Origin of the sequence: Burkholderia sp. HAN2018 (genome assembly GCF_024704855.1) — a bacterium.
In the GTDB taxonomy this organism is placed as follows: Bacteria; Pseudomonadota; Gammaproteobacteria; order Burkholderiales; family Burkholderiaceae; genus Burkholderia; species Burkholderia cepacia.
This window is the reverse complement of record NZ_QOBB01000256.1, coordinates 1-9,504: the sequence shown is the minus strand read 5'-3', so window position 1 is coordinate 9,504 and position 9,504 is coordinate 1. Positions and strand designations below refer to the sequence as shown.

Genomic DNA, 9,504 nt, shown 5'->3' with positions numbered 1-9,504 from the left:
GCCGCACCGGCTGCGCCGACCGCACCGTTCTCGGTCGATTCGTCGAAGATCAGCGCGGGCGACACCGCGTGGATGCTGACGTCGACCGCGCTCGTGCTGTTCATGACGATCCCGGGCCTCGCGCTGTTCTACGCGGGCATGGTCCGCAAGAAGAACGTGCTCGCGACCGTGATGCAGAGCTTCGCGATCACCGCGGTGATCACGGTGCTGTGGACGGTGGTCGGCTACAGCCTCGCGTTCACGCCGGGCAACGGCTTCATCGGCGGCCTGTCGCGCGCATTCCTGCACGGCATGAACTACATCAAGGGCGACAAGGCGACGACGCTGACCGTCAGCCATCTCGCGACGACGATTCCGGAATCGGTCTACTTCGTCTACCAGATGACGTTCGCGATCATCACGCCGGCGCTGATCTGCGGCGCGTTCGCCGATCGCATGAAGTTCTCGGCGATGCTCGTGTTCATGACGCTCTGGTCGCTGATCGTCTACGTGCCGGTCGCGCACATGGTGTGGGAGCCGACCGGCTGGCTGTCGGCCGACGGCGTGCTCGACTTCGCGGGCGGCACGGTGGTGCACATCAACGCCGGTATCGCGGGCCTCGTGTCGTGCCTCGTGCTCGGCAAGCGCGTCGGCTACGGCCGCGAATCGATGGCGCCGCACAACCTCGTGCTGACGATGATCGGCGGCTCGATGCTGTGGGTCGGCTGGTTCGGCTTCAATGCGGGCTCCGCGGTCGCCGCTGACGGCCGTGCCGGCTTCGCGATGCTGACCACGCAAGTGGCGACCGCCTGCGCGGCGCTCGGCTGGATGTTTGCCGAGTGGATCGCGAAGGGCAAGCCGTCGGTGCTCGGCATCGTGTCGGGCGCGGTCGCGGGTCTCGTGGCGATCACGCCGGCCGCCGGTTTCGTCGGCGTGGCGGGTGCACTGGTGATCGGCATCGCCGCCGGCGTCGTCTGCTTCTGGTCGGCGACCTGGCTCAAGTCGAAGCTCGGCTACGACGATTCGCTCGACGCGTTCGGCGTGCACGGCATCGGCGGGATTCTCGGCGCGCTGCTGACGGGTGTGTTCGCGGTCAAGGACATCGGCGGCGCCGACGGCAGCCTGCTGCTGCAGGCGAAGGGCGTGCTGATCACGCTGGTCTACAGCGGCGTGCTGAGCTTCGTGCTGCTGAAGCTGATCGACCTGACGATGGGCCTGCGCGTGACCGAAGAGGAAGAGCGCGAAGGTCTCGACGTGATCCTGCACGGCGAGCACGTGGAATAAGTCACACGAATCAACGGCGGGCCGCCGCGACGACGGCGCCCGCCCCGAATGAGCGCAGCGACTTCGGCCCGCCTACCCGGCGGGCTTTTTTTCTCCTGTCACGCACTGACGTAGCGGATAACCCTTCACTCTATCGGGTCAATAGCCGAAAACTTCCTGCATATCCTTGTGAAGCCGGGAACAATCCCCAAATGGGCAAGGCAATTGCTCTACAATCTTCATTCTCCCGCTCGCGAGTGATTCATGGTTCCCCACCTCGTTACGGCGTTGAACGGTCCGCTGCTCGAACTCGAGCAGAAGATCCTCGACGCGACGCCTGCGATCGAACGCTGGTTCAGGCTCGAATGGCAGGAACACACCCCGCCGTTCTATTGTTCGGTGGACCTGCGCAATGCCGGCTTCAAGCTGGCGCCCGTCGACGCGAACCTGTTTCCCGGCGCGTTCAACAACCTGCCGTCCGAAGTGCTGCCGCTCGCCGTGCAGGCCGCGATGGCCGCGATCGAGAAGATCTGCCCGGACGCGAAGAACCTGCTCGTGATTCCCGAGCTGCCGACCCGCAACGCGTTCTACCTCGAAAACGTCGCGCGCCTCGCGACGATCATGCGCCAGGCCGGCCTGAACGTGCGCTTCGGCTCGCTCGACCCGAGCATCACCGACATGACGCCGATCACGCTGGCCGACGGCCAGAAGATCGTGCTCGAACCGCTCGAGCGTTCGCAGCGCCGCCTCGGCCTGAAGAATTTCGACCCGTGCTCGATCCTGCTGAACAACGACCTGTCGGCCGGCATCCCGGCCGTGCTGGAAAACCTGCACGAGCAGTACCTGCTGCCGCCGCTGCACGCGGGCTGGGCCGTGCGCCGCAAGTCGACGCACTTCTCGTGCTACGACGACGTCGCGAAGAAGTTCGCGAAGATGGTCGGCGTCGATCCGTGGATGGTGAATCCGTATTTCGCGCACGTGGAAGGTGTCGACTGGCAGGCGCATGAAGGCGAGCAGGCGCTCGCCGACGCGATCGACGGCGTGCTGAAGAAGATCGCGCGCAAGTACCGCGAATACGGGATCAGCGAGAAGCCGTACGTCGTCGTGAAAGCCGACGCGGGCACGGCGGGGCGCGGCGTGATGACCGTGCACGACGCGGCCGAGATCGGCCGGATGTCGAAGGCCGAGCGCGCGCAGATGGCCGAGTCGAAGGCCGGCCTCGCGGTGCGCGACGTGATCGTGCAGGAAGGCGTGTATACGTTCGAGCGCGTCGGCGACGAAGTGGCCGAGCCCGTTGTATACATGATCGACCGCTACGTGGTCGGCGGCTTCTACCGCACGCACGCCGGCCGCGAGCGCGACCAGAACCTGAACGCGCCCGGCATGCACTACGTGCCGCTCGGCTTCGAGCACACCGCGCTGCCGGATGCCGGCGCGAAGCCGGGTGCCGCGCCGCCGAACCGTTTCTATATGTACGGCGTCGTCGCGCGGCTGTCGCTGATCGCGTCGTCGATCGAACTGGAAAAGACCGACCCCGAAGCCATCCAGGTATAACGGACCTTCGCCAAGTACAGGACCTCATGGACATTCTCTTTATCGCCGACCCGCTCGAGCGCTTCAAGATCTACAAGGATTCGACCTACGCGATGATGGCCGAGGCGGCGCGGCGCGGGCATGCGGTGTACGCGTGCCAGCCGCACCAGCTCGCATGGACGGGGAGCGGTGTCGAGGCGGACGTGCAGCGCGTGACGATCGTCGGCGACACGGCCGACCTGCACCGCGAACCGTGGTACGAGGCGGCCGCTCACGAGTCGCGTGCGCTGACGTCGTTCGGCGCGGTGCTGATGCGCAAGGATCCGCCGTTCGACATGGAATACGTAACGGCCACGTGGATGCTCGAGCTTGCCGAACGGGCGGGCGCGCGCGTATTCAACAAGCCGCAGTCGATTCGCGATCACTCGGAAAAGCTCGCGATCGGCGAGTTTCCGCAATTCGTCGCGCCGACGCTCGTCACGCGCGATGCGGCGCGCCTGCGCGCCTTCCACGCCGAGCACGGCGACGTGATCGTGAAGCCGCTCGACGGGATGGGCGGGATGGGCGTGTTCCGCGTGAAGGCCGACGGCATGAACCTCGGTGCGATCATCGAGATGCTCGGCCATGACGGCACGCGCTCGCTGATGATCCAGAAGTTCATTCCCGAGATCAAGGCCGGCGACAAACGCATCCTGCTGATCGCGGGCGAGCCGGTGCCGTATTCGCTCGCGCGGATTCCGCAGGGCAGCGAGGTGCGCGGCAATCTCGCGGCGGGCGGGCTCGGGGTCGCGCAGCCGCTGACCGCGCGCGATCGCGAGATCGCCGACACGCTCGGGCCCGTGCTCGCGGCGCGCGGGCTGTTGCTGGTCGGCCTCGATGCGATCGGCGACTGGCTGACCGAGGTGAACGTCACGAGCCCGACGTGCTTCCGCGAGATCATGGAGCAGACGGGCTTCGACGTCGCCGCGATGTTCATCGACGCGCTGGAGCGTGCGGCCGCGTAGGCCGTCTCCCGCGCAACCCCGGCGGCGGCCGCGCAGGTCCCCCGTCGCCGGAGCAGCTCGACCGGCCTGCTACAATGCCCGCTTGCCCGGTGCCGCGATCGCGCACCAAAGGCCCGGCGGTCGGGCCGAAACTGTTGCAAGGCTGACCATGAAACGTTTCCCACACTCGCTACGCTCATTGCCCCGCCGCGGGGTATCGGCCCGCCAGGGGCGGCCGGGAGCGATCTGACATGGCCGGGATCCTGATCATCGCGCACGCCCCGCTCGCCACCGCGCTGCGGGACTGCATCGCGCACATCTATGGCGGCGTGCCCGCCCGCATCGGCTGTATCGACGTGATGGCGGACAGCGATCCGGCCCAGGTGATGGCGTTCGCGCACGCGGAGCTCGCGCGGCTCCGCGAAGAGAACGGCGTGGTCGTGCTGACCGACATGTACGGCGCGACGCCGGCGAACATCGCCGGCCAGCTTGCGAAGCTCGACAACGTGCGCGTGCTGGCGGGCGTGAACCTGCCGATGCTCGTGCGGGCCGTCTGCTACCGCACCGTGCCGCTCGACAAGCTCGTCGACAAGGCGCTGTCCGGCGGGGCGAAGGGCGTCCACGAGGTGTCGGCCGGCACACCGCCGCCGCCGACGGAAACCGGCTGCGGCCAATGCGCGCCGATTCCGCCGGAACCGCAACCGCGCACCGAGTCGCACTGATTTCCCGTTTTCCGTTTTAGACAGCACCGCCGGCGCGCGCCGCCGGCGGTCCCGACCGACCCGACCGAGAATCATGCTTCAACAAGAAACCACCATCGTCAATAAATTGGGGCTCCATGCGCGCGCATCGGCCAAGCTTACGCAACTGGCCGGTAACTTCCAGTCGGAAGTCTGGATGACGCGCAACGGGCGCAAGATCAACGCGAAGAGCATCATGGGCGTGATGATGCTGGCGGCGGGCATCGGCAGCACCGTGACGATCGAGACCGAAGGGCCCGACGAGCGGGAAGCGATGGACGCACTGCTGAAACTGATCGCGGACAAGTTCGGCGAAGGGCAGTGATCCGCGCGCGCCGCGCACGGGATCGTTGCCGTTTCCAGTCAGAATGCCGCGGATTCCGCGGCATTTTTTTCGTCGGAAGCATTGATGCGGAATGCGCAATGCTGCGGTGCATGCAGTCAGCGGGGAGTCGCGGAATTTATAATCGCTAACCGGGGTCATAAGCGCATCGCAGCAGTGTGCCGCGGCTTTACTTGTACAGAGGAGGTGCGCGTGTCCTTCACGCTGCATGGCATTCCCGTCTCACGAGGTATCGCGATCGGGCGAGCGTACCTGATCGCGCCGGCGGCGCTCGACGTCGCCCATTACCTGATCGACGCAAACCAGATCGATGCCGAGGTCGAGCGCTTCCGCACGGCGCTCGATGTCGTGCATCACGAACTCGAGGCGCTGCGCGCCGACCTGACCGACGACACCCCGAGCGAGGTCGGTGCATTCATCGACGTCCACGCGATGATCCTGGGCGACGAGATGCTCGTGCAGGAAACCATCGACCTGATCCGCACGCGCCGCTACAACGTCGAGTGGGCGCTGACCGAGCAGCTCGAGCTGCTCACGCGTCACTTCGACGACATCGAGGACGAATACCTGCGCGAGCGCAAGGCCGACATCGAGCAGGTGGTCGAGCGCGTGCTGAAGGCGCTCGCCGGCGCACCGTCCGCGTCGCAGGCGCTCGACCGCGCGGCCGCGAACGGCACGAACGAGATGATCGTCGTCGCGCACGACATCGCGCCGGCCGACATGATGCAGTTCAAGTCGCAGTCGTTCCAGGCGTTCGTCACCGACCTCGGCGGGCGCACGTCGCACACGGCGATCGTCGCGCGCAGCCTCGGCATTCCGGCCGCGGTCGGCGTGCAGCACGCGAGCGCGCTGATCCGCCAGGACGACCTGATCATCGTCGACGGCGACCAGGGCATCGTGATCGTCGATCCGGCGCCGATCGTCCTCGAGGAGTATTCGTACCGGCAGTCCGAGAAGCTGCTGGAGCAACGCAAGCTGCAGCGTCTGAAGTTCTCGCCGACGCAAACGTTGTGCGGCACCAAGATCGATCTGTACGCGAACATCGAGCTGCCCGACGACGCGAAGGCGGCCGTCGAGGCCGGCGCGGTCGGCGTCGGGCTGTTCCGTTCCGAGTTCCTGTTCATGCATCAGAAGGAGATGCCGGAAGAGGAGGAGCAGTTCGCCGCCTACAAGCGGGCCGTCGAGTGGATGAAGGGCATGCCGGTGACGATCCGCACGATCGACGTCGGCGCGGACAAGCCGCTCGAGGCACTCGACGAGGGCTACGAGACGGCGCCGAACCCCGCGCTCGGCCTGCGCGCGATCCGCTGGAGCCTGTCCGAACCGCAGATGTTCCTCACGCAGTTGCGTGCGATCCTGCGTGCGTCCGCGTTCGGCCAGGTGAAGATCCTGATCCCGATGCTCGCGCACGCGCAGGAGATCGACCAGACGCTCGACCTGATTCGCGAGGCGAAGCGCCAGCTCGACGACGCGGGGCTCGCGTACGATCCGAGCGTGCGCATCGGCGCGATGATCGAGATCCCGGCCGCGGCGATCGCGCTGCCGCTGTTCCTGAAGCGGTTCGATTTCCTGTCGATCGGCACGAACGACCTGATCCAGTACACGCTCGCGATCGACCGTGCCGACAACGCGGTCGCGCACCTGTACGACCCGCTGCACCCGGCCGTGCTGCACCTGATCGCCTATACGTTGCGCGAAGCGAAGCGCGCGGGGGTATCCGTGTCGGTGTGCGGGGAGATGGCGGGCGACCCGGCGCTTACGCGCCTGCTGCTCGGGATGGGGCTCACCGAGTTCTCGATGCACCCGAGCCAGCTGCTCGTCGTGAAGCAGGAGATCCTGCGCGCACACCTGAAGGCGCTCGAAAAGCCGACGGCCGACGTGCTCGCCGCGTTCGAGCCGGAGGAAGTGCAGGCGGCGCTGCAGCGCCTGTCGGTCGCCGAGCCGCGCGCGGATGCGGCCGCATAGGCGCCACGTCGCCGCTCAAAAAGTAGCGAAGTGTCACCAAGCATGCGCCGCCTGGCGCATGCCCGTCGCGCGTCAGTGCCGGCCCCCGCACACGGGGCAGTCGGCCTGGCGCGCGATTTTCATCGTCGTCCATTCCATCCGCAGCGAATCGAGCATCATCAGCCGCCCGTTGAGCGTCCTGCCGATGTCGCCGATCACGCGCAGCGCCTCGGCGGCCTGCATCGCGCCGATGATCCCGACCGTCGGCGCGAACACGCCCATCGTCGCGCACGCGACCTCCTCGAACGGCTGGTCTTCCGGAAACACGCACGCATAGCAGGGCGCGGCCGGGTCGCGGAAATCGAACGTGCTGATCTGGCCGTCGAAGCGCAGCGCGGCGCCCGACACGAGCGGCACGCCGTGCGCGACGCACGCGCGGTTGATCGCGTGCCGCGTCGCGAAGTTGTCGGTGCAGTCGAGCACGACGGTCGCGCTCGGCACGTGCGCGTCGAGCCATGCGTCGTCGACGCGCGCGGCGACCGCGTCCACCTTCACCTCGGGGTTCAGTTGCGCGAGCGTGTCGCGCCCCGATTCGACCTTGCTGCGGCCGACCGAGGCCGTCACGTGCAGGATCTGCCGCTGCAGGTTCGTGAGATCGACCGTATCGGCGTCGACGAGCGTGATCGTGCCGACGCCCGATGCCGCGAGGTACATTGCGGCGGGCGAGCCGAGGCCGCCCGCGCCGACGACGATCGCATGCGCATCGAGAAAGCGCTGCTGCGCCTCGATGCCGATTTCGTCGACGAGGATGTGGCGGGAGTAGCGAAGGAGTTGATCGTCGTTCATGGGGGGCGTCGTGGGCGAAGCGGCGGATGTGTCGTTATTTTAGGCGCGCATGAAAAACGGGCCATCGCGGTCTTCCCGCGATGGCCCGTCGGATGCCAGCCGGCGCTTACTTCGGCGCCGACGCGGGCTTCGGTGCGGAAGCCGGCTTCGCGCTTGCGCCCGATGCCTTCGGGGCCGTGGCGGCCTTGCCGGCCGTGCCCTTCGTGCTTTCGGCGAGCAGCGACTTCGATTCCTGAACCGGCTTGCCTTCGAGCTTGTTGAGCGCCTGCTGCATCATGAAGTCGTCGGCGCTGCCGAACTCGATCGGCTTGCGATCGCGATCCTTCTGGCGCTGTTCCGGCGTCTTCTTGTCGTTCTGCTCTTCGAGGACGCGCAGTTGATCCATCCGGCGCTGCTCGCGCTCTTCCTGTTCCTTCTTCTCGTTCGGATCCTGCGTGTTCGCGAGGTGGTTCGTGTAGTCGACCTCGCGCGTCACGAGCACGTCGTCCGGATCGCCGTCCGCGTACTGATCGACCGGCACGTCCGGCGTGATGCCCTTGTTCTGGATCGAACGACCGCTCGGCGTGTAGTAGTACGCGGTAGTCAGGCGCAGTGCGGTGTCGGCCGTCATCGGGCGGACCGTCTGCACCGAACCCTTGCCGAACGTCGTCTTGCCCATGATCTGCGCGCGCTTCGAATCTTGCAGCGCACCGGCGACGATTTCCGACGCGGACGCCGAATAGGCGTTCGTCAGCACGATCATCGGCACCGTCTTGAAGACCGGCGGCAGGTTCTTCAGCGGATCGCCGTCGAAGGACGGCAGGCGATAGTTGTCGTACGTATCGCGGTAGACCTGCTTCGAATCGGGGATCTGGCCGTTGGTCGACACGACGACGGAGTCGGGCGGCAGGAACGCGCCGGCCACGCCGACCGCGCTCTGCAGCAGGCCGCCGCCGTTGTTGCGCAGGTCGAGGACGAGGCCCTTCAGGTTCGGCTGCTGGCGTGCGATGTCCTGCAGCTTCTGCGCGAGATCGGGCGTCGTGCGCTCCTGGAAGCTCGTGATGCGGACATACGCATAGCCCGGATCGAGGATCTTCATCTTCACGCTCTGGACCTTGATGATCGCGCGCGTGACGGTGACCGGGAACGTGCGGTCGTCGCTCTTGCGGAAGATCGTCAGCGTGACCTTGGTGCCCGGCTCGCCGCGCATCTGCTTCACGGCCTTGTCGAGCGTCATGCCGCGCACCGGCTTGTCGTTGATGCGCGTGATCAGGTCGCCCGGACGGATGCCGGCGCGGAACGCGGGCGTATCTTCGATCGGCGAGATCACCTTGACGAGGCCGTCTTCCTGCGAGATCTCGATGCCGAGACCCGCGAAGCGGCCCTTCGTCTGCTCCTGCAGCTCGTCATAGTCGGTCTTGTCGAGGAACGACGAGTGCGGGTCGAGGCTCGACACCATGCCCTTGATCGCGGCCGTCAGCAGCTTCTTGTCGTCGACCGGTTCGACGTACTCGCGCTTGATCTGTCCGAAGACTTCCGCGAACAGGCGGAGCTGGTCGAGGGGAAGCGGCGCCGTGGCGGTCTGCTCGGCCGATGCGGAAACCTGCAGCGTGGCGAACACGCCCGTGGCGAGGCCCGCGGCAATCAGGCCGATGTTCTTCAATTTCATTCGCATAGAGATCTGGTGCGGTCGGGAAGCGCGTGGCGGTAGCGGGGATGTAGCGGACAAGTATAACTGTTCGTCCGAAGACTCAGTGGAACGGCGCGAATTGCGTCGCAGCGGGCGTCGCGGCGGGCCCGGAAGGCGGCCCGGCCGGGCACCGCCGGGCGCGCCGCGGGTTCGAAAGCGGATTCGACAGCGCCGGGGGCGCGAAGGTTCGCGCGGTGCGCGGGC

At 66.8% G+C, this 9,504-nt stretch carries 8 protein-coding genes; 6 read left to right on the top strand and 2 right to left on the bottom strand.

Annotation, left to right across the window (positions count from 1 at the left end; all coding sequences use genetic code 11):
- The 6 genes from DPV74_RS35535 to ptsP all read left to right on the top strand — a co-directional run.
- A partial coding sequence (locus DPV74_RS35535) for an ammonium transporter (RefSeq protein ID WP_162923230.1) occupies positions 1-1,263 on the top strand: 1,263 nt, incomplete at its 5' end.
- A 243-nt stretch (positions 1,264-1,506) separates the two neighbouring features.
- Complete coding sequence (gshA, locus tag DPV74_RS35530) at positions 1,507-2,796, top strand: glutamate--cysteine ligase (RefSeq protein ID WP_011353295.1); 1,290 nt, start codon at positions 1,507-1,509, stop codon at positions 2,794-2,796.
- A 26-nt stretch (positions 2,797-2,822) separates the two neighbouring features.
- Positions 2,823-3,779 (top strand): glutathione synthase, encoded by a 957-nt coding sequence (gene gshB / locus DPV74_RS35525; RefSeq protein ID WP_027789051.1) that lies wholly within the window; start codon positions 2,823-2,825, stop codon positions 3,777-3,779.
- A gap of 230 nt (positions 3,780-4,009) precedes the next feature.
- A complete protein-coding gene (locus DPV74_RS35520) occupies positions 4,010-4,480 on the top strand; it encodes a PTS sugar transporter subunit IIA (protein WP_027789052.1) in 471 nt (156 codons plus the stop codon).
- 73 nt (positions 4,481-4,553) lie between these two features.
- Entirely contained in the window at positions 4,554-4,823 is a 270-nt protein-coding gene (locus DPV74_RS35515; RefSeq protein ID WP_006477716.1) for an HPr family phosphocarrier protein, read from the top strand.
- Between the two features lie 210 nt (positions 4,824-5,033).
- Positions 5,034-6,806: a phosphoenolpyruvate--protein phosphotransferase gene (ptsP, locus tag DPV74_RS35510; RefSeq protein ID WP_119338889.1), complete on the top strand. Its 1,773-nt coding sequence runs from the start codon at positions 5,034-5,036 to the stop codon at positions 6,804-6,806.
- Positions 6,807-6,878: 72 nt separating this feature from the next.
- On the opposite strand, the gene DPV74_RS35505 is transcribed toward ptsP, so the two are convergent.
- Both DPV74_RS35505 and DPV74_RS35500 read right to left on the bottom strand, forming a co-directional pair.
- Complete coding sequence (locus DPV74_RS35505) at positions 6,879-7,631, bottom strand: molybdopterin-synthase adenylyltransferase MoeB (RefSeq protein WP_060084165.1); 753 nt, start codon at positions 7,629-7,631, stop codon at positions 6,879-6,881.
- A gap of 106 nt (positions 7,632-7,737) precedes the next feature.
- Positions 7,738-9,285, bottom strand: a complete 1,548-nt coding sequence (locus DPV74_RS35500) for a S41 family peptidase (protein WP_027789055.1) — start codon at positions 9,283-9,285, stop codon at positions 7,738-7,740.
- Positions 9,286-9,504: the final 219 nt, after the last annotated feature.

Excerpts from the sequence above, each read along its gene's own strand:
- gshA (WP_011353295.1), top strand. The coding sequence starts at position 1,507 with ATGGTTCCCCACCTCGTTACGGCGTTGAACGGTCCGCTGCTCGAACTC.
- gshB (WP_027789051.1), top strand. The coding sequence starts at position 2,823 with ATGGACATTCTCTTTATCGCCGACCCGCTCGAGCGCTTCAAGATCTAC.
- DPV74_RS35520 (WP_027789052.1), top strand. The coding sequence starts at position 4,010 with ATGGCCGGGATCCTGATCATCGCGCACGCCCCGCTCGCCACCGCGCTG.
- DPV74_RS35515 (WP_006477716.1), top strand. The coding sequence starts at position 4,554 with ATGCTTCAACAAGAAACCACCATCGTCAATAAATTGGGGCTCCATGCG.
- DPV74_RS35505 (WP_060084165.1), bottom strand. The coding sequence starts at position 7,631 with ATGAACGACGATCAACTCCTTCGCTACTCCCGCCACATCCTCGTCGAC.
- DPV74_RS35500 (WP_027789055.1), bottom strand. The coding sequence starts at position 9,285 with ATGCGAATGAAATTGAAGAACATCGGCCTGATTGCCGCGGGCCTCGCC.